The following is a 23,399-nucleotide window of genomic DNA, read 5'->3' as shown; positions in this document are numbered from 1 at the left end:
TTTCCGGCCGATGGGGGCAGGCTTCCGAAATTTGAAAATATGCCCCCTACATATTAGTGGTTTTTGGGGAAGCCTGTGCCGTAGGGCTTAGCGATGAGCCGAGATTGCCGGGCTTTCCGATGTCACCGAAGTTTCGGTAAACCTTCGTCATATTGTCATACAATATAAGCATATGCGCTCCAGAAAAGGAGCGCAGAATGACGCCACAATCACTTGAGCTTTCAGGAATCGGCAAGGGCTTCGGGGCTGACGATGTTCTGAAGGAGATCGATCTCTCCATCCGTCCCGGTGAGTTTTTGTCCCTCGTCGGCATGTCGGGCTGCGGCAAGTCCACGCTCTTGCGCATCATCGCAGGGCTGGAAACCCCGGATCGCGGTTCGGTCTCGATCGGCGGGCAGGATGTCACGGAGATCGATCCGAGCGACCGCAATCTGGCGATGGTGTTCCAGTCCTATGCGCTTTATCCGCATATGAGCGTGCGGCAGAATATCGCGACGCCGCTCAGGATGCGGCGTCTGCCCTTTGCCGCGCGCCTGCCGCTGATCGGACGGCTGGCGGCGCCGGCCCAGGCGCTCCGCGAGATCGACGCCGCCGTGGAGCAGGCGGCCGAGACCCTGCAGATCGCGCATCTGCTGGATCGCAGGCCGGCGCAGCTTTCCGGCGGTCAGCGCCAGCGCGTGGCGCTCGCCCGGGCGCTGGTGCGCTCACCCGCCGCCTTCCTGATGGACGAGCCGCTCTCGAACCTCGACGCAAAGCTTCGCGCCCATATGCGCGAGGAGTTGGCCGGCCTGCACCGCCGGCTGGGCGCAACCTTCATCTACGTCACTCATGACCAGATCGAAGCAATGACCATGTCCGACCGGATCGCGCTGATGTCGGAAGGCCGTATCGAGCAGCTTGGCACGCCGGATGAGCTTTACCGGAAGCCCGCGACGCTGACGGTTGCGCGTTTTATCGGCACGCCTTCCATCAATCTGCTGCCGGTCGAAATCGGCACCGAAGGCAAGGTCACGGCCTTCGGGCGCGATCTGGGCCTGGAAGCCTCGGGCCGCGATGCCGGCCCCGCAACGCTTGGCCTGCGCGCCGAGGATTTGCGTCCGGGTATGGAGGGTTTTACGGTGCGCGTGGTCCGCAGCGAAACCCATGGCGCCGACCGTTTCGTCAGCTGCCGTCTGTTGAGCGACGAGACGGTGGCCATCACCCTGCGTCAGGGCGCGGGCGAGGCGCTTGGCGCCGATGCGAATGGCACGATGATTGTCGGTTTTGCGCCGGAACGTGCCCATCTTTTCGCTGCCGATGGGCTGCGTCGCAAAACGACCGTGCGTGAAAGGGTGCCGGCATGACGGTCGTCGATGTTTCCACGGCTGCGCGCGCTAAATCCCGCCCGCGTCTGTCGAAGGCGGACCGGCGGATGATCTGGCGCGGCCTGATGTTCGCGGCGCCGGCAAGCCTGCTGCTGCTGGCCATTTATATTGTCCCGATGCTCGTTCTTGCCGGTTTTTCCGTCACCGATTATCAGCTCGGCGCACTCACCACCCGTTTTGTCGGCCTCGGCAATTTCGTCAAGGCATTCCAGGACCCGGTTTTCCTGCGCGCGCTGACGAATACCGCCATCTATGCGGTCATCGTCATTCCCTTTGGCGTGTTTCTGGCGCTCGGCGTGGCGCTGCTTGTTTATAACCGCAAGCGCAGCCGTGCCTTCTGGGAAGTGGCCTATTTCCTTCCCGTCACCGCAACGCTCGTCGCCATGGCGACGGTGTGGCAGTTCCTGTTACACCCTTCCCTCGGTCCGGTGAATGCGGCGATCAAATGGCTGGGTTTCGAACCCGTCGCCTTCCTCTCCAATCCCGTCCTCCTCATTCCCACCATGGCGTTGATCGGCATCTGGCAGGTCCTGGGCTTCAACATGGTGCTGTTTCTCGCCGGGCTTACCGCCATCTCGAAGGATCTGCACGAGGCGGCGCGGCTGGATGGCGCCAAGAACCCGATCGACCGGTTTCTGACGGTGACATGGCCGATGCTTGGGCCGACGACCATGTTCGTGGTGGTCACCACCTCCATCTCCGCCTTCAAGGTCTTCGAGACGGTCGCCGTTCTCACCAAGGGCCGCTTCGGGTCGGAAACCCTGCTGTTCGACCTCTATCTCGAAGGTTTCGAATATTCCAACACCGGTTATGCCGCCGCGCTGACGGTGATCTTCCTCGCAATCGTGCTGGTGCTTTCAATCGGCCAGACGCTACATATGGACCGGAAGGTGCATTACTGATGGCCGCGCTCCGCAAATATCTTCCGCATCTTGTGCTGGCGCTCGGTGCTTTCGTGATGCTCCTGCCATTCTACTGGATGGCGCTGACCTCGATCCGTTCGCCGGCAGAGATATTCAACGTCTCGCTCTGGCCGATCCCCGAAAAATTCGACGCGGCCGAGAATTATGCCCGGGCAGCGGGACAGGTGCCGATGGGGCGCTTCATGCTGAACGGCGTCATTGTCTGCTTCGGTATCCTTGTCGTCCAGATACTGACATCGGTTCCGGCGGCCTATGCGCTGGCGAAGCTCCGGTTCCCGGGCCGCAAGCTGCTGCTGGGCCTCGTCATCGCGGCGCTCTGCGTGCCCATCCAGGCACTGGCGCTGCCGCTTTTCGTGGGGCTGGCGAAGACGGAGCTCCTGAACACCTATTTCGCGATGATGATGCCGTTCTTCCTCTCGGTTTTCGCCATCTTCCTGTTCAACCAGTCCTTCCGCAGCTATCCGGATGAAATCATCGAGGCGGCACGCATGGATGGTTTCTCGGAAATGGAAATCTGCTGGGGCCTTGTCCTGCGCGGTTCGCTGCCCTCGCTTGCCGCATTTTCGGTCTTCTCGCTCGTCGCCCACTGGAACGATCTCTACTGGCCGATGATCGTCATCTCCGACACCAATCTCGCCCCGCCGCCGCTTGGCATGATGTTCTTCGCCGATGTCGAATCCGGCGCGAATTACGGTGCGCTGATGGCGGGCGCCACACTGATTACCGCGCCGATGGTGCTGTGCTTCCTCCTCGCACGGCGGCACTTCATCGCCGGTATTACCATGACCGGCGTCAAGTGACGCCGTTCAGACTTCCTCCTCCCAACCTCTCTGGAGACTGACATGAAACTCAACCGACGCGCTGTGATGGGCGGTCTGGCTCTCGGCATGGCTTTTGCGGGCCTCGCTCAGCCGGTTCTGGCCAATGAAATCACGCTGAATGTTCTCTACAACCTGCCGGGCTTCACCAAGTTCCATCAGCCGCTGGCCGATGAATTCATGAAGAAGAACCCGGATGTGAAGATCAACTTCCTCGCTCCGGCAGCCGGTTACAACGAAGGCCAGCAGCAGGTTCTGCGCTCTGCCGTCACTGGCAATCTGCCCGACGTTTATTTCTCGGGTTACAACCTGACGGCGGAACTGGTTCACACGCTTGCACCGCGCAACCAGATCACCGATCTCGGCCCGTTCATTGCGGCTGAAGGCGGTCAGGCTTTCCTCGACAAGAACTACAGCCCGAAGATGGCCGCGCTCGGCCAGATCGATGGCAAGCAGTATGGCCTGCCGGTCAACGCTTCCTCGCCGATCATCTACATCAACTCCGACCTCGTCACCAAGGCTGGCGGCGACCCGGACAAGATGCCGACGACCTTCCCGGAACTCATTGCTCTCGCCAAGAAGATCAAGGCTCTCGATGCCAAGTTCGCCGGCATGAGCTACGACATCAATGGCTGGCCGGATGACTGGTTGTGGCAGGCGCTGGTCTTCGAACAGGGCGGCAAGCTCGTTGACGACAAGACCAAGACCGTTGCTTTCGACAATGAAATCGGCCTCAATGCCCTGAAGATGGCTCGCCAGTTCGTCACCGAAGGTGGTCAGAACCTGCTCGACTGGGATCAGTCCCGCCAGCAGTTCGGTGCAGGCCTCACCGGCTTCATCTTCTCGACCCCGGCCCACGTCCAGACGATCCAGGGCCTGGTTGGCGACCGCTTCAAGCTGAAGACGGCAACCTTCCCGCTCGACAACAAGGAAAACGGCGGCGTGCCGACCGGCGGCAACTCTGCCGTGATCCTGACGCAGGACAAGGCCAAGCAGGATGCAGCCTGGAAATACCTGAAGTGGATCACCGGTCCGGAAGCGCAGAACACCATCGTTCGCATCACCGGCTACCTGCCGACCAACAAGCTGGCCACCGGCCCGGACTTCCTGGCACCCTATTATGCCGAGAACCCGAATGTGAAGACCGCTTCGCTCCAGGCCGATCGTTCGCTGCCCTGGGCCGGTTATCCGGGTGGTGATTCCGTCCGCATCTGGCGCACGCAGCGCGACATCATCGGCACCGTCATGCGCGGTGAGGTAACGCCGGAAGCCGGTCTCAAGCAGATCGTCGAGCAGACCAACGCCCTGCTGAAATAAGCAGAACTAACGAAAAGGCTGCGGGGAAATCCGTTCCCGCAGCCATTTTGCCCAGAAAGACCTGTTATGAAGATCATCCAGATCACCGACACCCATCTTCTGCCGCCGGGCATCGCGATAAACGGCGTCGACCCGGAAAAGCAGCTGCGCGCGGCAATCGCCGATATTATCGAAAAACACGCCGACGCCGATCTTCTTGTCATGACGGGCGATCTTTGCAACTACGGTGAGCCGGAGGCCTATGAGCTGCTGCGCGACATCCTCGCGCCGGTCTCCGTTCCCGTGCGGCTGATGCTTGGCAACCACGATCGCCGGCCTGAATTCGTGGCGGCCTTCCCCGAACAGCCGCGCGACGAAAACGGCTACATCCAGTCCTTCATCGATACGGATTTCGGCCGGCTGTTGTTTCTCGACAGCCACGAAGCCGATGTCATCGGTGGCATCTATGATGCGGATCGTCTGGTGTGGCTGGAGGGTGCGCTGGAAAGCGCGGGCGAGTTGCCGGTAACGGTTTTCATCCACCACCCGCCGATGGATTGCGGCATCCGCCATTTCGAACATATCGGCATGCATGATGACGGTGCGCTCATGCGTTGCCTCACGGCCCATGCGGCTGGTGTGCGTCATATCATTTTTGGCCATATCCATGTGCCGATGGCGGGCACCACCGCCGAAGGCATAGCCTATAGCTCGGGTCAGGCCTGCGCCCACCGTTTCATCACCGATATCGATGTCCTGAATCCGCTGTGGACGGGCGGTAATCCCTGTTACCGCGTCATCACAACAGGCGCATTTGGCCTGCGCGCCTATGATGCGGAAGTGGGGCAGGTCGTGCTCGGTCAGGCACCTGTCTGCGTAGGCCCCTGATCACGGGCACTCCGGCCTGCGATGAGGCCATCGCCTCATCGCCAGTTGCCGTTGAAAAGTTTCCGGCGGCAGGCACATGCCGATCATAAGCCGGCATGGCGTTAAGATCGCACAGCCTGTCGCGCCAATGCGCCACTTGTGGTTTGTTGAACGGGATTTGATGCGCGACGGCCATGGTTCCGTTCACACCCTTGATCTATGTCAGTTTCATCGATGAAACTGCACGCCATAGTCGCCGAAGAGGTGGCCAGCCGAATGCCGTGCCATCGTGAATGCAGATCATGGAGAAGTGCATGCTTGAAAAGCGTATCCGCAACGCGTCCCTCTTGAACCGGATCGTCAGCGCTGAAGAGGCCGCCAGTCTCATTCAGGATGGCATGACTGTCGGTATGAGCGGCTTCACACGCGCTGGTGAAGCCAAGGCCGTGCCGCTGGCGCTGGCCGAGCGCGCCAAGTCGCATCCCATGAAGATCACCCTGATGACCGGCGCATCGCTTGGCAACGATCTCGACAAGACCATGGTCGAGGCCGGCATGCTGGCGCGCCGCATGCCGTTCCAGTCCGATCCGGCTTTGCGCAAGGCAATCAACGACGGCAAGGTGATGTTCATCGATCAGCATCTTTCCGAAACGGTCGAGCAATTGCGTGGCGGTCAGATTCACGGGGTCGATATCGCCATTGTCGAGGCCGTGGCAATCACGGCGGAAGGCGGTATCGTCCCCACCACCTCGGTCGGTAATTCCGCAAGCTTCGCCATTCTGGCCGACAAGGTCATCGTTGAGATCAACCTGTCGCAACCCGAAGTGCTGGAGGGACTGCACGACATCTTCATTCCCGCCAAACGCCCGACCCGCATGCCCATTCCCGTGGTGGCGACGGACAGCCGTGTCGGCCTGCCATTCATTCCGGTTCCGCCGGAAAAAATCGCTGCAATCGTGCTGAGCGACAAGAGCGACAGCTTTTCGACGGTGCTGCCGCCGGATGACGAAACCAAGGCGATTGCCGGCCATCTCACCGAGTTCCTGCTGAACGAGGTTCGTCATGGCCGCATGACCCATGAACTCCAGCCACTCCAGGCCGGCATCGGCACCATCGCCAATGCGGTGATGCATGGTTTCATCGATACGCCGTTTCACGATCTCAAAATGTATTCGGAAGTCCTGCAGGATTCGACCTTCGAGCTTTTCGATGCCGGCAAGCTCACCTTCGCCTCCGGTTCGTCGATCACGCTCTCCTCCGCCATGAATGAACAGGTCATGCCGCGGCTGGCCGAGTACAAGAGCCGGCTGATCCTGCGGCCGCAGGAAGTCAGCAATCATCCGGAAGTCATCCGCCGCCTTGGCATCATCGGCATCAACACGGCGCTGGAATTCGATATTTATGGCAACGTCAACTCCACCCATGTCGGCGGAACGCACATGATGAACGGCATTGGCGGCTCGGGGGATTTCGCCCGCAACGCCTATATGTCGATCTTCGTCACCAAGTCGATTGCCAAGGGCGGGGCCATCTCCAGCGTCGTTCCGATGGTCAGCCATGTCGACCACACCGAACATGATGTCGATATTCTTGTCACCGAAACCGGGCTGGCCGACCTGCGCGGTCTCGCTCCACGCGAGCGAGCGGCCGTTATCATCGCAAATTGCGTGCATCCCAGCTATCGCGATGCGCTGACGGATTATTTTCAGCGGGCGGCGGCACGGGGCGGGCACACGCCACATCTCATCGAAGAGGCACTGTCCTGGCATAATGCGCTTCGGGAGAGAGGAACGATGTTGCCGCAGTAATAGGTCCCACGCTCTTGCCGTCCGCCGAGTTTCCGGCCTGTCGGCTGGCAATTGGGTCTGTTTGGACACACCGGGGCGGAAAGTGTCCGCTGCTCCGCTTTGGTTGCTGGCGCGGCAGTTCCGCCTCCGGTAGAAAATTCTCTCCCCTTGGCTGCTATCCGGCTGCCTCTGGGTTGTAGGAGAGTGATGTGATGCCCATTCGCTTCGTGGCCGTAATTGCGATTGTCGCCCTGCTCGCAGGCTGCGGTGGGCGTCCTATCGGGGTCATGACGCCGACGGGGCAGACCGTGGCGGGCACGACGCCGGTCAATCTTCTGGTTGCCACCACGCGTGCGCCATCGGAAAACACCGCCGTGCTTTTCGGCGGTGAGCGTGGAACGGGCCTGAAGGTCGATGCTGTCACCATTTCCATTCCGCCCAACGCCAACCGCAAGGTTGGGCAGGTGCAATGGCCGAAAAAACTGCCGCCGAACCCGCTGAAGGATTTCACCACGGTGGCGGTGGAGCCTATTCGTTCCGAAGCCGAAACCAGAAGCTGGATCGGTAAACATATCGCGAAGGACCGCCGCGTGCTGGTCTTCGTGCATGGTTTCAACAATCGCTACGAAGAATCCGTTTATCGCTTCGCCCAGATCGTCCATGATTCAGGCACGGATGTTGTGCCTGTCGTCTTCACCTGGCCGTCGCGGGCAAGCATTTTCGACTATAATTACGACAAGGAAAGCACCAACTACTCCCGCGATGCGCTTGAAGAGATGCTGACGCGTCTGGCCAAGGACAAGTCCATCGGCGAGGTCACGGTCATGGCGCATTCCATGGGCACCTGGCTTGCGGTGGAAGCGCTGCGCCAGATGGCCATCCGCAACGGCCGGGTCGATCCGAAGATCAGCAATGTCATTCTTGCCGCGCCGGATCTCGATGTGGACGTGTTCAGCCGGCAATTCGCAAGTCTTGGCAAGACGCCGCCGAAATTCACCCTTTTCGTCTCGCAGGACGACCGTGCACTCAGCCTGTCGCGCCGCATCTCCGGCAATGTCGACCGCCTTGGCCAGATCGATCCATCCGTCGAGCCTTATAGCAGCCAGCTGGAAAAGGCCGGCATCACCGTTCTCGATCTCACCAAGCTGCAATCCGGTGATCGTCTGAACCACGGTAAATTTGCCGAAAGCCCCGAGGTCGTCCGCCTGATCGGCGACCGCCTCATCGCCGGCCAGACGGTGACGGATTCCGATGTCGGTCTGGGTGAGGCGCTTGGCGCGGTCAGCATCGGCGCTGCGCAAACCGTCGGAACGGCGGCCAGCGTGGTGGTCAGCGCACCGATTGCCGTCTTTGATCCGCGCACGCGGGAAAATTACGGCCGGCAGGTGGAACGCCTCGGGCGCTCCATGGAGAATACCGTCGGATCGGTGGGCGATACGGCCGGTTCCGTGGTGGACGATCAGGCGCTGCAGTCGTCAAGGGTGAACTGCGACGCCGCCGCCAATCGAAACCGGGCGGAATGCCGTAACCGCTAAACTACAATGCGTATGGGGGTGGCGAAAACGCTAAGCGTTTTTGTCATTACGCCCCGCAGATTTGTATACAGCTTGTATTTTTATCTGTATGGTCGGGCCAACAACCCAACTTCCGGAGTAAGACCCCATGCGTTGGAAACGCACCCTCCAGCTTCTCGATGTCCATTGCGAAGGCGAAATCGGCCGTGTCGTCACCGGCGGCGCGCCGAAAATCCCGGGCAACACGGTTGCTGAACAGCTTCACTGGATGAATACGGATCCGCAGGGGGAGGCGCTGCGCCGCTTCCTGACGCTCGAGCCGCGCGGTACGCCGATGGGGTCGGTCAATCTTCTCCTGCCGCCGAAGCATCCGGATGCGCACGCCGCTTTCGTCATTCTCCAGCCGGATCAGGCGCATGCCAGCTCCGGCTCCAATTCCATCTGCGCCACCACGGCACTGCTGGAAAGCGGCATGGTGGAGATGCAGGAACCGGAAACCGTCATTATTCTGGAAACGGCCGCCGGCCTCGTCAAAGCGACGGCCACCTGCCGTGACGGGCGCTGCGAAAAGGTCAAGCTGACCATGGTGCCGTCCTTCGTGCATGAGCTGGATGTCAGCATCGACACGCCCGACTGGGGCAAAGTGACGATGGACATTTCCTACGGCGGCATTTTTTACGCGCTCGTTGATGTTCGCCAGATCGGTCTCACCATCGAGAAGGCCAATGCCGCGAAACTCGTTGCCGCCGGCATGACCCTGAAGGACCTCGTAAACCGTGAGATGACGGTCGTTCATCCGGAAATCCCCGCCATATCAGGCGTTGCCTATGTCATGTTCCGCGATGTGGATGCCGATGGCTCCATCCGCACCTGCACCACCATGTGGCCGGGCAGGGCGGATCGCTCCCCCTGCGGCACCGGCAATTCCGCCAATCTCGCCACGCTTTATGCGCGCGGCAAGGTGAAAGTGGGCGACGAATATAAATCCCGCTCGATCATCGGTTCGGAATTCGATGTCGGCCTTTCCGCCGTCACCGAAGTGGCGGGTCGTCCGGCCGTCATTCCCACCATTGCCGGGCGCGGCTTCACCTTCGGTCTGCACCAGGTGGGTCTCGATCCTTTCGACCCATTGGCGGATGGTTTCGCCATGACCGATGTCTGGGGTCCGGAAGCGGGCAACATCTGAGACACGCTTCAAAAAAATGACATTTACAGCCGCCCGATGACCTCTGGCGGCTGTTTTCCCGCGACAAAAGATGCTAAGCGGGCGCAATTCCATCATGCTCCGAGGTATCCCGATGAAGTCGCTCACCCTGCGCCGCCCTGATGACTGGCACCTGCATCTTCGTGATGGCGCCATGCTGGAAGGGGTGATCGGGGATACGAGCCGCCATTTCGCCCGCGCCATCATCATGCCGAATCTGGTGCCGCCGGTCGTCACCACGGCCGATGCCCGCGCCTATCGCGAACGCATCGTCAAGGCGATCCCGGCGGGTGACCGCTTCGAGCCGCTGATGACCCTATACCTTACTGAGGATACTGTTGCCGACGACGTGGAAGAGGGCAAAAAAAGCGGCCTCATCACCGCCGTAAAGCTCTATCCTGCGGGTGCGACGACCAATTCCCATGGCGGCGTGCGCGATTTCAACAGAGCGATGCCGGTGCTGGAACGCATGGCGAAGATTGGCCTGCCGCTCTGCGTGCATGGCGAGGTGACGACGCCAGAGGTCGATATTTTCGACCGCGAGAAGGTCTTCATCGATACGGTTCTGGAACCGCTGCGCCAGCGCCTGCCGGAACTGAAGGTGACGATGGAGCACATCACCACCCGTGACGGCGTGGACTACATCAAGTCATCCAAGGCCAATCTGGCCGGTTCCATCACCACCCACCATCTCATCATCAACCGCAATGCCATTCTGGTCGGCGGTATCAAGCCGCATTATTATTGCCTGCCCGTCGCCAAGCGCGAAGAACACCGGCTGGCCCTGCGGGCTGCCGCAACTTCGGGTGATACGCGCTTCTTCCTCGGTACGGATTCCGCCCCGCATGTCGATCCCGCCAAGGAATGCGCCTGCGGCTGTGCCGGTATCTATACCTCCATCAACACCATGAGCTGCCTTGCCCATGTCTTCGAGGACGAAGATGCCCTCGATAAACTGGAAGCCTTCGCTTCGCTGAATGGTCCCGCCTGGTATGGTCTCGCGCCGAATGAAGAGACGATCACGCTGGTCAGGCGTGACGAGGCGGTTTCCTTCCCCGAAAAGATCGAGACGGGCGCCGGGCCGGTGACGGTGTTTGACCCGATGTTCCCGCTCCACTGGGATGTAAGCTGATTTTTTAATGACCGCCGGCACTGCCGGCGGTTTTGTTATGGTCTTCAGGTATCCGCCCTCAAATCCGGTGCCGCCTGAGGATGCCTGCAACACTGAACCAAGACGTTGTGCTTTCCGAAAACCGATCCGGGTTTTCGGAGCGATAAACCAAGGCCGAAAAGGAGAACGCCTATGAACCATTTCACATTCACTGACCGCACCGTCGTCGCGGAACTGGTTGCGAAGATGTTGTGGGAAATCAAGGCGGTCCACTTCAATTCCGAAAGCCCCTATACCTTCGCTTCGGGCATGAAGAGCCCTGTCTATATCGACATGCGCAAGCTCATCTCCTTCCCGCGCATTCGCTCGGCGGCCATGGATTTCGCGGCGGCGGCTGTCATGCGCGAGGCTGGCTTCGAGAAGTTCGACTGTGTCGCCGGTGGTGAAACGGCGGGCATTCCCTTTGCCGCTTTCCTTGCCGAGCGCCTTGGCCTGCCGATGATCTATTGCCGCAAGAAGCCGAAAGGCCATGGCCGTAATGCCCAGATCGAAGGCCATATGCCGGAAGGTGCCCGCGTTCTCGTCATCGAGGATCTGACGACGGCCGGCGGTTCGATGTTCACCTTCATCGACGCCATCCGTGCGGCGGGCGGAATTGTCGATCATGGCATCGCGCTCTTCTATTACGGCATCTTCGAAGAGGCCGAAGCGCGCTTCGCCAATGGCAATGTCAAGCTGCATTATCTGACGACCTGGCGCGATGTTCTGGCGGTCGCAAGGGCTGAAAAACTGTTCGATGAAAAGACGCTGTCGGGGGTTGAGGCCTTCCTCGATAATCCGCTGCCCTGGTCGGCGAAGCATGGGGGTGTCAGCGAATTGCCGCAATCGTGATTTCGGATGCGGCCAGTCGGCTTGTGGCTGGCCTTCCGATCGATCTTCGTCTAAATCGATTTAAGTTCATTTGATTTGCTGTTTTGAGGAGGACCGTAATGATCCTGTGTTGTGGTGAAGCCCTGATTGACATGCTGCCCCGGCAGACGACGCTGGGTGAGGCGGGTTTCGCCCCCTATGCAGGCGGAGCGGTCTTCAACACGGCAATTGCGCTGGGGCGTCTCGGCGTCCCCTCCGCCTTTTTCACCGGTCTTTCCGATGACATGATGGGCGATATCCTGCGGGAAACCCTGCGCGCCAGCAAGGTGGATTTCAGCTATTGCGCGACGCTGTCGCGGCCGACGACCATCGCCTTCGTCAAGCTGGTGGACGGCCACGCGACTTACGCTTTTTACGACGAGAACACCGCTGGCCGGATGATCACAGAGGCCGAGCTTCCGGCGCTGGGCGCCGATTGCGAAGCGTTGCATTTCGGCGCCATCAGCCTCATTCCCGAGCCCTGCGGCAGCACCTATGAGGCGCTGATGACGCGCGAGCATCAAAGCCGTGTCATCTCGCTCGATCCGAATATCCGCCCCGGTTTCATCAAGGACAAGCAGTCCCACATGGCCCGCATCCGCCGCATGGCCGCCATGTCGGATATCGTCAAGTTCTCGGATGAGGACCTTGCCTGGTTCGGTCTGGAAGGCGATGAGGATACGCTCGCCCGCCACTGGCTGCATCATGGCGCGAAACTGGTGGTCGTCACCCGCGGTGCCAAGGGGGCTGTGGGTTATACTGCCAATCTCAAGGTGGAAGTGGCCTCCGAGCGGGTCGAAGTCGTCGACACCGTCGGCGCGGGCGACACTTTCGATGCGGGCATCCTCGCTTCGCTTAAAATGCAGGGTATCCTCACGAAGGCGCAGGTTGCCGCGCTGACGGAAGAGCAGATCAGAAAGGCCTTGGCGCTGGGCGCGAAGGCGGCGGCAGTCACCGTCTCACGCGCTGGCGCGAATCCGCCATTTGCGCATGAAATCGGCCTTTGATGCGCGCGGTTGAACCATTTTGAAAAGGTGGTTCAACGCTCTCCCCGGTGCTAAAGCCGCAAAAAACCGGTATTTCGATATTATCACGCTTGTGTCAGCTGTTTTTTCACGAAACAAGCATCGCATGAGTGTTCCGAAGACCCATCCTTTTGATTTCGATCCGACCTATGGCATGCAGCGCGACCAGTTGCTGGCCATTACCCCGCCCGATGCACCGCCGGGTTTCGATGATTTCTGGCAGAAGCGCTATCGCCGCGCGCTCGCCACAGATCCGCGGCCGGTGCTGCGCAGGAGCAGGCTCAGCCATCCGCGCTGGCATGTCCTCGATGTCAGCTACACCTCGACCGGCGGCTTCCGCATCGGCGGGTGGATGCTTCTTCCACGCGAAGGCCATGTGCGCCGCGGCCTCGTTGTCGGCCATGGTTATGGTGGGCGCTCCGAGCCAGATTTCGAAGTGCCGGTGGAAGAAACGGCAGTCCTGTTTCTCTGTTTTCGCGGTATCTCGTTAAGCGCCTGCCCGCCGATTTCTTCGGAATCAGCGCTTCATGTTCTCTACAATATCGACAGGAAAGACGATTACATCATTGGCGGCTGTGTCGATGATCTGTGGGTCGCCGTTTCCACGCTCGTGACGCTTTATCCCTGGCTGGAAGGGCAGGTGGGGTATAGCGGTATCAGTTTCGGCGGTGGCATCGGCGCTCTGGCAATACCTTTTGACGAGCGCATCGACCGTGGCCATCTGGTGGTGCCGACATTCGGGCATAGGCCGTTCTGGCTGACATTGCCCACCGTTGGCAGTGCGAATTCGGTTCAGTCATACCAGAAGGCCCATCCGAATGTGCTCGAGACCCTGCGCTTCTTCGATGCGGCCTGTGCCGCCGCCCGTATAAAAGTGCCGATGCTGGTTGCACCGGCGCTCTTTGATCCGTCGGTGGCGCCACCCTGCCAGTTCGCAGTGGCCAATGCGTTGCCGCAATCAAAATTTAATGAAATCTTCATCCTCGACGCCGGGCATTTCGACTACCCTGACAGCGCATCGCAAGATGCGGTCCATAAGGACAAGGTCAGACGGTTTTTCAAGGTGCCATGAAACGCGAATATCTCCGCTGGTATAGTCACAGGCTCCATCGTGATATGGAGCTCCTGATATTCGGTCATGCCGGCGCCAAGGTGCTGATGTTTCCCACCCGCGATGGGCGTTTCTTCGAATATGAGGAATTAGGCATCGTTGCGAGCCTTTCCGAAAAGCTGGAGGCCGGCCACCTCCAGCTTTATTGTATCGAGGGTCTGGCACGGGAAAGTTTTTACGCGGGCCACAACCATCCAGCCGAGCGTGTGCGCCGTCATGCAGCACTTGAGGCCTACATTCTCAATGAAGTGCTGCCGCTGATGGCCGAGAAGAATCCTGAGGGCAGCACCATTGTGCAGGGCTGCAGCCTCGGTGCCTTTCAGGCCGCCAGCCTCGTTTTCCGCCATCCGCATCTCTTTACCAAGCTCGTCGCCTTTTCCGGCCGCTACGACCTGACGATGAAGGTGGAGTCCTTCGGCGATCTGTTCGATGGTTATTACGATGACGACGTGTATTTCCACATGCCAAGCCACTTCCTGCCGGGCCTCTCATGCCCCTGGCGGCTCGATAGCCTGCGCCGCATCGACATGGTCTTCACCATCGGTGACGCCGACCCTTTTCTTAACAACAACCATCATCTGAGCCGTGTGCTCTCGGACAAGCAGGTGGGGCATCAGATGCATGTCTGGGAAGGCCGCGCGCACCGGGCGGGCGCATGGCGTAAAATGGCGGCGCTTTATATTTGAAGGTCCGACAGCCTCAGGTGAGAAGAAATTCCATCAGCGCGTTTTGCGCGTGCAGAAGATAGGCCTTCGCGGCCCGGCTCTGACAGGCCGGATGCACCATGGCGTCCGCCGTCACCTCCTGACCGCGCGCGACGGGCGGGCAGGGCAGGAAGATCGTATTCGGACGCATCCTGTCGAGAAGGGATGCGGATATGCGATAGTCGGTCAGGCCATGATCCTGTCCGCCAGGCCAGGAATCGGTAATGATCACATCCGCATTGAGCAATTCCCCGGAGTCTGAGCTTGCCCGGAAATTTGGGTTGAGGAGCGCGGGATCGGTGACATGCCACTGGTCGGGATAGACCTGCGTGACCTGAATGGGCAACGATATCGAGGCTTCGACCCATGAGCGCAGGATATTGGCATCCGGCGCTACGCCGACGATTTTAAGCCCGTCTATTTGGCCCCTTGCGCTTTTGATATAGGCAAGGTCGCCGAGGGTCTCGCACGGATGGTTGGATTTCGTTCGCGCATTGATGACCGGTGCGGTCATTTCCGCCGCGAGTGCGTGAAGGGTCGAAAGCTCCTTCGTGCGGACAACCAGCAGGTCGAACCAATTGTCGAGATAACCGGCAAGATCCGCGGTTTCTTCACGGCCATTGAAACCGATTGGAGCGGTGACACAAATCCCGCCCATGGCCTGGACACCGAGATCAAAGGCGGTGGTGTTGCGCCAGCCGGTGTCGTCGACAATCAGCCCGATGCGTTTTCCCTTGAGCAGCTGCGGCATGGCGGCGTTTGACCAGCTCCCTGCCAGACTGCCCGCGCGCTCGATGATTGATAGCACCGCATCCGCTGGCAGATCGTGGAACTCCAGAAAATCCTTGCCGGACCGGGATGGCATATACGCCTCCAATTTGACATTCCATTGATGTCGGCCATTGATGCCGGCCATTGATGTCGGATTGAAAAAAGCCGGAAGTGTCCTTCCGGCTTTCCTGAGATCGTGGGTAGCTGGATATTACCCCGCCAGACCCGCCAGCGCCTTCACCAGCCCCTGTGTCGAGCTGTCATGGCCGGCGGCGCTTTCCTTGCCTTCCACGACAGGCAACAGGCCGGTTGCCAGTTCCTTGCCAAGCTCCACGCCCCACTGGTCGAAGGAGTTGATGCGGAACAGCACGCCTTCCACGAAGACACGGTGTTCGTAAAGCGTGATCAGGCGGCCGAGTGCAAACGGCGTCAGCTTGTCATAAACGAAGGTGATCGAGGGGCGGTTGCCGGTGAAGACGCGGTGCGGGGCGATAAAGTCGGCGAGCTTGTCTTCCATGCCCTTGGAGGTAAGCTGGGCCTTCGCTTCAGCCAGCGTCCGTCCCTTCATCAGCGCTTCCGATTGCGCCAGGCAATTGGCGATGAGAAGCTGGTGCTGATGGCGCAGTTCGGGCTCGAAACCGTTGGCGGCGATCATGAATTCCGCCGGAATGACGCTCGTGCCCTGATGGATCAGCTGGTAGAAGGCGTGCTGGCCGTTGGTGCCGGGCTCGCCCCAGACGACCGGGCCGGACTGGCCTTCGACCGGCGTGCCGTCGATGGTGACGCCCTTGCCGTTCGATTCCATGTCGAGCTGCTGCAGATAGGCGGGGAAACGCGACAGCCGCTGGTCATAGGGCAGGATCGCCCGCGTCGGATAGTTCAGCACGTTACGGTTATAGAAGCCGATGAGGCCGAGCAGCATCGGCAGGTTTTCGCGGATCGGTGCTTCGCGGAAATGCCGGTCCATTGCATGCGCGCCATCCAGGAACTTGCCGAAATTATCCGGCCCGATAGCGATCATCAGCGGCAGGCCGATGGCCGACCAGATCGAATAACGGCCGCCGACCCAGTCCCAGAAACCGAAGATGCGGTCGCTTTCGATGCCGAAGGCGGCAACCTTGTCCAGCGCGGTGGAAACGGCGGCGAAATGATGCTTGACGGCGCCTTCACCCAGCTTCTCGGCGATGAAGCGGCGCGCGGTGGCGGCGTTCGTCATCGTCTCGATGGTGGTGAAAGTCTTGGAGGCAACGATAAAGAGCGAGGTCTCGGGGTCGATTAGCTTCAGCGTGTCGGCAATATGCGCGCCATCGATGTTGGACACGAAATGCGCGCGCGGGCCGTCATGGAAAGGCGCGAGCGCCAGCGTTGCCATGACAGGACCGAGATCGGAGCCGCCAATGCCGATATTGATGACATCGGTAATCTTCTTACCGGTCGCGCCCTTGAGCGAGCCGGAACGGATCGCATCGGCAAACTTGCCCATGGCGGCGAGAACGCCGTTCACGTCAGGCATCACATCCTTGCCGTCTACAAGAACGGGGGTGTTTGAACGATTGCGCAGCGCGGTATGCAGCACGGCGCGGTCTTCGGTGAAGTTGATCGCCTTGCCGGAGAACATCTCCTCGCGCTTGGCCTCGACGCCGCCCTCGCGCGCCAGCTGTTCGAGAAGCGTCACGATCTCTTCGTTGACGGCGCATTTGGAATAATCCATCAGCAGGTCATCGAATTTTACGCTGAAACGGCTGAATCTCTTGTCATCGGCCGCAAAGGCGGCGCGAAGATCGGTTGCGGCTGTGCTGCTTGCCGTTGCTTTGAGTTTTTCGATGGTGGCCTGCATCATGTGCTCCTCGGCTTCCGTGGAAGGATGAGGAAACTATTCTTTTTCAGGCGGCCAAATCAAGGCGACTTTGAGAAAAGAAAAGAGCCGGTCGCCCGGCTCCATTCGCTCAGTTCAGATTGCGCAATTCGCGCCGCAAAATCTTGCCGACATTCGATTTCGGCAGCTCGGTGCGGAACTCGATGATTTTCGGCCGCTTGTAGTTTGTCAGGCTCTTGGCACAGAAAGCCTTGAGCTCCGCTTCCGTGAGGGACTGGTCCTTCTTGACGACGAAAAGCTTCACGGTTTCGCCGGAATGTTCGTCCGGAACACCGATCGCGGCGCATTCCAGTACGCCGGGATGGCTGGCGGCCACTTCCTCGACCTCGTTCGGATAGACGTTGAAACCGGAGACCAGGATCATGTCCTTCTTGCGGTCGACGATCTTGGTGTAACCGCGCTCGTCCATGAAACCCATGTCGCCGGACCGGAAAAACCCGTCCTGTGTCATGACCTTGGCGGTCTCATCCGGCCTCTGCCAGTAACCGGCCATGACCTGCGGTCCGCGAATGCAGACTTCGCCGACTTCGCCCAGGGGCAGGCTGTTGCCGTCGTCGTCGCGGATGTCGATTTCCGTCGAGGAAAGGGGCAGGCCGATGGTGCCGCTGAATTCCGAGGTGTCCAGCCGGTTGACGGTCGCGACCGGCGAGGTCTCCGACAGCCCGTAACCTTCGGCGATCGGGCAGCCGACGACTGAAAGCCAGCGCTCCGCAACCGGCCTCTGCACGGCCATGCCGCCGCCGAGAACCAGAATGAGCGAGGACAGGTCGAGCTTGCGAAAATCCTCATTGTTCATCAAGGCGTTGAAGAGTGTATTGATGCCGGGGAAAACATGCGGCTGGTAATGTGTCAGCTCTTTCACGAAACCGGGAATGTCACGCGGATTGGCGATCAGCAGGTTGTGGCCGCCCAGCGCAATGCCCATCAGCGAGTTTACCGTCAGCGCGAAGATGTGGCACAGCGGCAGCGCGCAGATGAAGTTGAGAACCTCGGGACGATCCTTGCGGCTGTTGAAGGCGGCATCCAGCCACAGGCTGATCTGCGCCTTGTTGGCGAGAAGGTTGGCGTGGGTGAGGATCGCGCCTTTGGAAATACCGGTGGTTCCACCCGTATATTGCAGGAATGCGATATCCTGTGCTGTGAGGCCGGCAGGCTTGAGGGAAAATCCCTGGCCTTCCTTCAGCACGGCCTTGAAGCTGATCGAGCCGGGGATCGCATAGGCGGGCACGAGCTTTTTCACCTTGCGGACCACGAGATTGACGATATGTCCCTTGAAACCGAGAAGATCACCCATGGACGCGACGACCACATCCCGGACGGCGCTTTTCGGCACGGCCTGCTGCGCCACATGGGCGAAGTTTTCCAGCACGAAAAGCACCTTTGCGCCGGAGTCCTTCAACTGGTGTTCCAGTTCGCGCGGTGTGTAGAGCGGATTGACGTTGACCACGACCATGCCTGCCCGCAGGATACCGTAAACCGCGACGGGATTTTGCAGGATGTTCGGCATCATCACGGCAACCCGGTCGCCTTTTTCCAGTCCCCTGGATTGCAGCCAGGCGGCGACGGCGCGGGTTTCAGTGTCAAGCTGCCGATAGGTCAGCGATTTCCCCATGCTGGAAAAGGCTTTGCGGTCGGCAAATTGCACGCAGCTCTTTTCGAGGAGATCGACAAGGGAAGCATTGGCCGAAGCAGGAATCTCGGAAGGGACGCCCGGCGGATAGGATGACAGCCAGCGTTTCTCGACGCTGACATTTTCCGCGTGTCCCAGGGACAGTTCACTCATGCTGCTCCTCCCAGAGTCTTTGTCGCGCACGTGCATCCGGTGGAATGCATGAAGGCGCTTTCGGCTGCCTGATGGTCATGGGGTTCCCGCAATCAGCCGGCTTCTCTGCCGGATCGAAGAAACCACATGTGCGTCACCGGATCGACCGCTCCTCCTGCTCCCCGGTGACGAATGATAGACGCGGAATCCCTTGACGTCCATCATGTCGGCAAAGCCTATTTAACTCTAACGTAAACGTCAATATTGCTGCCCAACATCTCGCGGCCTCGTGAATGAAAACCGTGTTATTCGCGATTTTTTGACTTTAATCCTGATTTGAGCGATCAACATAATTCGCAAAGCAGGGCAGGATTGGAAATGGCAGGCAGCGCAGCGCTTGAACTGAAATCGGTTGGAAAAAGATTCGGCGATACCGATGTATTGTCCGATATCGATCTGGCCGTCGAAAGCGGCGAAATTATTTGCCTTGTGGGCCGCTCGGGCTGTGGAAAATCGACCCTGCTGCGCATTGTCGCGGGTGTGGAGACGCCGGATCACGGCAGCGTTTGCCTCAACGGTTCCGTTGTTGCCGGTTCGGCTGTCTTCGTCGAGCCGGAAAAACGCAATATTGGTTTCGTCTTTCAGGACTATGCGCTGTTCCCGCATCTCACCGTCGAACAGAATGTCCTGTTCGGCCTCAGGTCCCTGCCGAAGGCCGAGGCCCGCCGCCGTGCCGGGGAAATGATCGAGCATGTTCACCTGCAGGATCTGGCGAAGCGCTATCCGCATACGCTTTCGGGCGGTGAGCAGCAGCGAGTGGCCCTTGCCCGTGCCCTTGCCCCGCAGCCGGGGCTTTTGTTGATGGACGAGCCCTTTTCCAATCTCGACAGGGGCTTGCGTGACAATGTCCGCGAAGAGACGCTGGGTCTCCTGCGGCAACTGGGCACGACGGCGATCATGGTCACCCATGACCCGGAAGAGGCGCTGTCTGCAGGCGACCGCGTGGTTCTGATGCAGCGCGGCCGTATCGTGCAGAGCGGTACGGGCTATGAAATCCACGACAATCCCAAAACCCGCTACGCCGCCGATTTTTTCTGCGCCTTCAACAAGATCGAGGGCCGGGTAAGGCAGGGCCGCGTCGAAACGCCGCTCGGCCCCCTGGGGGATGCATCCGATCTGCCGGATGGCGCCGTCGCCGTCGCCTATGTCCGCCCCAATGCGATTTCGATCATCGAGGATGATGCCGCAAGAGAAGGAATCGCCGGCGAAATAGCGAGCCGTGTTTTCCTCGGCGAGATCGAACAACTCGGCATCGCCGTGCCCGGCCTTCCGGCCGACCTGCGCGTCAGGACGATGCAGCGCACGCCGGCCAAGACCAAGACCGTGCGTTTCGGCATCGATCCCAAGGGCGTGCTGATATTTACCTGAAGTTGAATGAGTAAATTTGCATGTTTATTTATGCTCCATTTTCAACTCTTGGTGATCAGGGCTGTCTGAAAATCGCGAAATAAAACTTGATTTGCTTCATCAGGTATGATGTCTGCTCGCTCTATATCGCCGCTATTCGGAGAGGGAGACGAAACATGACGAAATTTACCGGATTTGCCCTGCTTGCCAGCACGGTTGCCTTTGCAGCCGGATCGGTCAGCGCTGCCGAACTCAACATCTATACCACCAGAGAGCCGGGCCTGATCCAGCCCCTGCTGGAATCCTTCACCGCCTCGAGCGGCGTCAAGGTCAACACCGTGTTCCTGAAGGACGGTCTTGCGGAGCGCGTTCTGAGTGAAGGCGCAAGCTCGCCGGCCGACGTTCTGATGACCGTGGATGCCGGCAACCTCGTTGATCTCGCCGAAAAGGGCGTCACCCAGGCGGTCGAGTCCGAAACCCTGACCAAGGCAGTCCCGGCCGAACTTCGTGATGCCAAGGGTCATTGGTTCGCGCTCTCCATGCGCGCCCGCGTTCTGTATGCGGCGAAGGATCTCGATCTCGCTTCCTTCAATTATGAAGATCTGGCGGACGCGAAGTGGAAGGGCAAGGTTTGCATTCGCGCCGGTCAGCATCCCTATAACACCGCGCTCTTTGCCGACTACATCGCCCACTACGGTGCGTCCGACACCGAGAAGTGGCTTGCCGGCGTCAAGGAAAACCTGGCTCGCAAGGCTGGCGGCGGCGACCGCGACGTTGCCAAGGACATCCTCGGCGGCATTTGCGATATCGGCATCGCCAACTCCTATTATGTCGGCCTGATGCGCTCGGGCAAGGGCGGCGAGGAGCAGGTGAAGTGGGGCGACGCCATCAAGGTGGTTCTGCCGACCTTCAAGAATGGCGGCACGCAGGTCAATATTAGCGGCGCGGCTGTAGCCAAGAATGCGCCGAACAAGGCGGAAGCCGTCAAGCTGCTGGAATATCTCGTCTCCGACGAAGCCCAGAAGATCTATGCTGAAGCCAACTACGAATATCCGGTCAAGCAGGGTGCGGCTCTCAACGAGATCATCGCTTCCTTCGGCACGCTGAAGATCGACAACAAGCCGCTGACGGAAATCGTCTCGCATCGCAAGCAGGCGAGCGAGCTGGTCGACAAGGTCGGTTTCGACAAGTAAAGCCAACCGGCAATAACTCGATGGAAGGCGTTCGCACCCGCGGACGCCTTCCCTGTATTTCAAGAAGCTCATGAATCCAGACGCCGTTCAGACATTGACGCCCCGCGCAGGAACACGGTTTTCATCCTCCTTCTGGTGGCTGGGCCTGTCGCTCATTGCGGTCTGCGGCGCCATGGTGCCGGTTCTGGCGCTTGTCTCTCAGGCCGTGCAGGGTTCCGCCGGCCTTTGGGAGCATCTCGGCTCCACCGTTCTTTTGACGGCCCTGCCGGATACGGTCATCCTTCTTGTCGGCGTCGGCCTGCTGGCCGGTATCATCGGAACCTGTTCGGCCTGGCTGGTCACCGCTTATGATTTTCCCGGGCGCAGGATATTGGAATGGGCGTTGCTGCTGCCGCTGGCCATGCCCACCTATATCGTCGCTTACGCCTATCTGGATATTCTGCATCCCATCGGGCCGGTGCAAGGGGTGATCCGCTGGCTGCTCGGTTATTCCAGCCCGCGTGAATTCCGCTTGCCGGATATAAGGTCGATGACGGGTTGTATCATCCTTCTCGCCTTCGTCCTCTTTCCCTATGTCTATATTCCCGTCCGGGCCATGTTCCTGACGCAGGCGGGCAATCTGCTGGAAGCCGCACGCACACTTGGCGTTTCCAGACGCGCGGCTTTTTTGAAGGTCGCGGTGCCGTTGGCGCGCCCGGCAATCGCGGTCGGCGTCAGCCTTGCCCTGATGGAAGCGCTGAACGATATCGGCGCTTCGGAGTTTCTCGGCGTCCGCACCCTCACGGTTTCCGTCTACACAACATGGGTCACGAAATCCGATCTGCCGGGTGCGGCGCAGATCGCGCTTTCCATGCTGTTCATCGTTGTCGCTCTCGTGGCGTTCGAGCGCTGGGCGCGGCGCAAGCAGCGTTATTCCGTTTCCGCGCAGAAAAGCAGGGAACTGGAGCCGCTGCGGCTTGCCGGCCCGAAGGGCTGGCTCGCCTTCGTGTTCGGTGGCCTGCCGGTGCTGATCGGCTTTGTGGCGCCGGCGAGCTATCTCGTCATTGAGGCATGGAAGCGGTTTCGTTTCAGCGGCCTGTCCGCCCGTTTTACGGAGGAAGCTTTGAATACGATCGTCTTCGCCGGGTTGGCGACGATGATCACCCTCATTCTCGGCCTCGCGGTTGCCTACGCGATGCGTCTTGCTCCGGGGCGTCTCTCGCTCTGGTCCTACCGCCTTTCCACAGTGGGATATGCAGCTCCCGGCACGGTTATCGCCATCGGCGTGCTGATTGCGCTCGGCGGCTTCGACCGGTTCGTCGACCAGACCATGCGTGAATGGTTCGGCGTCTCCACCGGCCTTATCTTCATCGGCAGCGGCGCGGCTCTCATCTATGCCTATTCGGCGCGTTTCCTCACCATTGCGGCAGGCGGTGTCGATGCCGGCCTTAGCCGTATCCCGCAATCTTTCGACCACGCCGCGCGAACGCTGGGGCGATCCGCGACCCAGACATTCCGCCAGATCCATCTGCCGCTTTCCAGGGCTTCGCTTGCGGCGGCGGCGCTGCTGATCTTCGTTGACTGTGTCAAGGAACTCCCCGCCACGCTTTTGTTGCGGCCGCTCAATTTCGAAACCTTCGCAACCCATCTTTATGGCGAGGCCGCACGTGGTACCTATGAGGAGGCGGCGATTGCGGCACTGGCGATTGTCGTCATCGGCATGCTTCCCGTCGTGCTGCTTGCGCGGATAGGCCGGCGCAAGGGCTGATTTCCACGCC

General features: G+C 59.9%; 19 protein-coding genes. 16 read left to right on the top strand and 3 right to left on the bottom strand.

Going from position 1 to position 23,399, the window contains the following annotated elements:
• Nucleotides 1–197 precede the first annotated feature (197 nt).
• From JZX88_RS02375 to JZX88_RS02315, 13 genes are all read left to right on the top strand, one after another.
• A complete protein-coding gene (locus JZX88_RS02375; protein ID WP_206912415.1) occupies nucleotides 198–1,343 on the top strand; it encodes an ABC transporter ATP-binding protein in 1,146 nt (381 codons plus the stop codon).
• Nucleotides 1,340–2,266: a carbohydrate ABC transporter permease gene (locus tag JZX88_RS02370; protein WP_206912414.1), complete on the top strand. Its 927-nt coding sequence runs from the start codon at nucleotides 1,340–1,342 to the stop codon at nucleotides 2,264–2,266. The genes JZX88_RS02375 and JZX88_RS02370 overlap by 4 nt, the downstream gene beginning before the upstream one ends.
• Nucleotides 2,266–3,087, top strand: coding sequence for a carbohydrate ABC transporter permease (locus JZX88_RS02365; RefSeq protein ID WP_065114752.1), 822 nt, complete (start codon nucleotides 2,266–2,268; stop codon nucleotides 3,085–3,087). Before JZX88_RS02370 ends, JZX88_RS02365 begins: the two co-directional genes overlap by 1 nt.
• A gap of 42 nt (nucleotides 3,088–3,129) precedes the next feature.
• Nucleotides 3,130–4,422, top strand: a complete 1,293-nt coding sequence (locus JZX88_RS02360) for an ABC transporter substrate-binding protein (RefSeq protein WP_065114753.1) — start codon at nucleotides 3,130–3,132, stop codon at nucleotides 4,420–4,422.
• A gap of 66 nt (nucleotides 4,423–4,488) precedes the next feature.
• Nucleotides 4,489–5,289 (top strand): phosphodiesterase, encoded by an 801-nt coding sequence (locus tag JZX88_RS02355; RefSeq protein WP_206912413.1) that lies wholly within the window; start codon nucleotides 4,489–4,491, stop codon nucleotides 5,287–5,289.
• A 293-nt stretch (nucleotides 5,290–5,582) separates the two neighbouring features.
• Nucleotides 5,583–7,076 carry an acetyl-CoA hydrolase/transferase family protein gene (locus JZX88_RS02350; RefSeq protein ID WP_206912411.1) on the top strand — a complete coding sequence of 498 codons (1,494 nt, stop codon included), beginning with the start codon at nucleotides 5,583–5,585 and terminating at the stop codon, nucleotides 7,074–7,076.
• A gap of 191 nt (nucleotides 7,077–7,267) precedes the next feature.
• Entirely contained in the window at nucleotides 7,268–8,590 is a 1,323-nt protein-coding gene (locus JZX88_RS02345; protein ID WP_110755605.1) for an alpha/beta hydrolase, read from the top strand.
• Nucleotides 8,591–8,717: 127 nt separating this feature from the next.
• Nucleotides 8,718–9,755 (top strand): 4-hydroxyproline epimerase, encoded by a 1,038-nt coding sequence (locus tag JZX88_RS02340; protein ID WP_142855264.1) that lies wholly within the window; start codon nucleotides 8,718–8,720, stop codon nucleotides 9,753–9,755.
• A 112-nt stretch (nucleotides 9,756–9,867) separates the two neighbouring features.
• Nucleotides 9,868–10,905 carry a dihydroorotase gene (gene pyrC / locus JZX88_RS02335; protein ID WP_206912408.1) on the top strand — a complete coding sequence of 346 codons (1,038 nt, stop codon included), beginning with the start codon at nucleotides 9,868–9,870 and terminating at the stop codon, nucleotides 10,903–10,905.
• 171 nt (nucleotides 10,906–11,076) lie between these two features.
• Nucleotides 11,077–11,775, top strand: coding sequence for an orotate phosphoribosyltransferase (locus JZX88_RS02330; RefSeq protein ID WP_006310650.1), 699 nt, complete (start codon nucleotides 11,077–11,079; stop codon nucleotides 11,773–11,775).
• 98 nt (nucleotides 11,776–11,873) lie between these two features.
• Nucleotides 11,874–12,800: a carbohydrate kinase gene (locus tag JZX88_RS02325; RefSeq protein ID WP_110755598.1), complete on the top strand. Its 927-nt coding sequence runs from the start codon at nucleotides 11,874–11,876 to the stop codon at nucleotides 12,798–12,800.
• 124 nt (nucleotides 12,801–12,924) lie between these two features.
• Nucleotides 12,925–13,890 (top strand): acetylxylan esterase, encoded by a 966-nt coding sequence (locus JZX88_RS02320; RefSeq protein WP_206912406.1) that lies wholly within the window; start codon nucleotides 12,925–12,927, stop codon nucleotides 13,888–13,890.
• Nucleotides 13,887–14,615 carry an esterase family protein gene (locus JZX88_RS02315; protein ID WP_142855267.1) on the top strand — a complete coding sequence of 243 codons (729 nt, stop codon included), beginning with the start codon at nucleotides 13,887–13,889 and terminating at the stop codon, nucleotides 14,613–14,615. The genes JZX88_RS02320 and JZX88_RS02315 overlap by 4 nt, the downstream gene beginning before the upstream one ends.
• Nucleotides 14,616–14,628: 13 nt before the next feature.
• Here JZX88_RS02315 and JZX88_RS02310 read toward each other — a convergent pair whose 3' ends face one another.
• The 3 genes from JZX88_RS02310 to JZX88_RS02300 all read right to left on the bottom strand — a co-directional run bounded on the left by JZX88_RS02310 (nucleotide 14,629) and on the right by JZX88_RS02300 (nucleotide 19,063).
• A complete protein-coding gene (locus tag JZX88_RS02310) occupies nucleotides 14,629–15,498 on the bottom strand; it encodes an ornithine carbamoyltransferase (protein ID WP_206912404.1) in 870 nt (289 codons plus the stop codon).
• Nucleotides 15,499–15,615: 117 nt separating this feature from the next.
• The gene (pgi, locus tag JZX88_RS02305) at nucleotides 15,616–17,241 is read right to left on the bottom strand and encodes a glucose-6-phosphate isomerase (RefSeq protein ID WP_206912403.1); all 1,626 of its coding nucleotides are present in this window, start codon (nucleotides 17,239–17,241) and stop codon (nucleotides 15,616–15,618) included.
• A gap of 109 nt (nucleotides 17,242–17,350) precedes the next feature.
• Nucleotides 17,351–19,063 (bottom strand): long-chain fatty acid--CoA ligase, encoded by a 1,713-nt coding sequence (locus tag JZX88_RS02300; RefSeq protein WP_174028812.1) that lies wholly within the window; start codon nucleotides 19,061–19,063, stop codon nucleotides 17,351–17,353.
• Nucleotides 19,064–19,420: 357 nt separating this feature from the next.
• Here JZX88_RS02300 and JZX88_RS02295 point away from each other — a divergent pair, with 357 nt between their 5' ends.
• From JZX88_RS02295 to JZX88_RS02285, 3 genes are all read left to right on the top strand, one after another.
• A complete protein-coding gene (locus tag JZX88_RS02295; protein ID WP_110755589.1) occupies nucleotides 19,421–20,470 on the top strand; it encodes an ABC transporter ATP-binding protein in 1,050 nt (349 codons plus the stop codon).
• Between the two features lie 155 nt (nucleotides 20,471–20,625).
• Nucleotides 20,626–21,642, top strand: a complete 1,017-nt coding sequence (locus tag JZX88_RS02290) for an extracellular solute-binding protein (RefSeq protein ID WP_110755587.1) — start codon at nucleotides 20,626–20,628, stop codon at nucleotides 21,640–21,642.
• A 70-nt stretch (nucleotides 21,643–21,712) separates the two neighbouring features.
• Nucleotides 21,713–23,389 (top strand): iron ABC transporter permease, encoded by a 1,677-nt coding sequence (locus JZX88_RS02285; protein WP_065114766.1) that lies wholly within the window; start codon nucleotides 21,713–21,715, stop codon nucleotides 23,387–23,389.
• Nucleotides 23,390–23,399 lie beyond the last annotated feature (10 nt).

Source organism: Agrobacterium sp. OT33 (assembly GCF_017313365.1).
Lineage (GTDB): Bacteria > Pseudomonadota > Alphaproteobacteria > Rhizobiales > Rhizobiaceae > Agrobacterium > Agrobacterium rhizogenes_A.
Note: the sequence above shows the minus strand (reverse complement) of the source record. Positions and strands in the feature narration are given on the sequence as shown.

What these genes read in the sequence shown, in the direction of transcription:
- pgi (WP_206912403.1), bottom strand. Translation starts at nt 17,241, where the DNA reads ATGCAGGCCACCATCGAAAAACTCAAAGCAACGGCAAGCAGCACAGCC.
- pyrC (WP_206912408.1), top strand. Translation starts at nt 9,868, where the DNA reads ATGAAGTCGCTCACCCTGCGCCGCCCTGATGACTGGCACCTGCATCTT.
- JZX88_RS02290 (WP_110755587.1), top strand. Translation starts at nt 20,626, where the DNA reads ATGACGAAATTTACCGGATTTGCCCTGCTTGCCAGCACGGTTGCCTTT.
- JZX88_RS02350 (WP_206912411.1), top strand. Translation starts at nt 5,583, where the DNA reads ATGCTTGAAAAGCGTATCCGCAACGCGTCCCTCTTGAACCGGATCGTC.
- JZX88_RS02325 (WP_110755598.1), top strand. Translation starts at nt 11,874, where the DNA reads ATGATCCTGTGTTGTGGTGAAGCCCTGATTGACATGCTGCCCCGGCAG.
- JZX88_RS02310 (WP_206912404.1), bottom strand. Translation starts at nt 15,498, where the DNA reads ATGCCATCCCGGTCCGGCAAGGATTTTCTGGAGTTCCACGATCTGCCA.
- JZX88_RS02340 (WP_142855264.1), top strand. Translation starts at nt 8,718, where the DNA reads ATGCGTTGGAAACGCACCCTCCAGCTTCTCGATGTCCATTGCGAAGGC.
- JZX88_RS02345 (WP_110755605.1), top strand. Translation starts at nt 7,268, where the DNA reads ATGCCCATTCGCTTCGTGGCCGTAATTGCGATTGTCGCCCTGCTCGCA.
- JZX88_RS02320 (WP_206912406.1), top strand. Translation starts at nt 12,925, where the DNA reads ATGAGTGTTCCGAAGACCCATCCTTTTGATTTCGATCCGACCTATGGC.
- JZX88_RS02360 (WP_065114753.1), top strand. Translation starts at nt 3,130, where the DNA reads ATGAAACTCAACCGACGCGCTGTGATGGGCGGTCTGGCTCTCGGCATG.
- JZX88_RS02315 (WP_142855267.1), top strand. Translation starts at nt 13,887, where the DNA reads ATGAAACGCGAATATCTCCGCTGGTATAGTCACAGGCTCCATCGTGAT.
- JZX88_RS02365 (WP_065114752.1), top strand. Translation starts at nt 2,266, where the DNA reads ATGGCCGCGCTCCGCAAATATCTTCCGCATCTTGTGCTGGCGCTCGGT.
- JZX88_RS02330 (WP_006310650.1), top strand. Translation starts at nt 11,077, where the DNA reads ATGAACCATTTCACATTCACTGACCGCACCGTCGTCGCGGAACTGGTT.
- JZX88_RS02285 (WP_065114766.1), top strand. Translation starts at nt 21,713, where the DNA reads ATGAATCCAGACGCCGTTCAGACATTGACGCCCCGCGCAGGAACACGG.
- JZX88_RS02295 (WP_110755589.1), top strand. Translation starts at nt 19,421, where the DNA reads ATGGCAGGCAGCGCAGCGCTTGAACTGAAATCGGTTGGAAAAAGATTC.
- JZX88_RS02355 (WP_206912413.1), top strand. Translation starts at nt 4,489, where the DNA reads ATGAAGATCATCCAGATCACCGACACCCATCTTCTGCCGCCGGGCATC.
- JZX88_RS02300 (WP_174028812.1), bottom strand. Translation starts at nt 19,063, where the DNA reads ATGAGTGAACTGTCCCTGGGACACGCGGAAAATGTCAGCGTCGAGAAA.
- JZX88_RS02370 (WP_206912414.1), top strand. Translation starts at nt 1,340, where the DNA reads ATGACGGTCGTCGATGTTTCCACGGCTGCGCGCGCTAAATCCCGCCCG.
- JZX88_RS02375 (WP_206912415.1), top strand. Translation starts at nt 198, where the DNA reads ATGACGCCACAATCACTTGAGCTTTCAGGAATCGGCAAGGGCTTCGGG.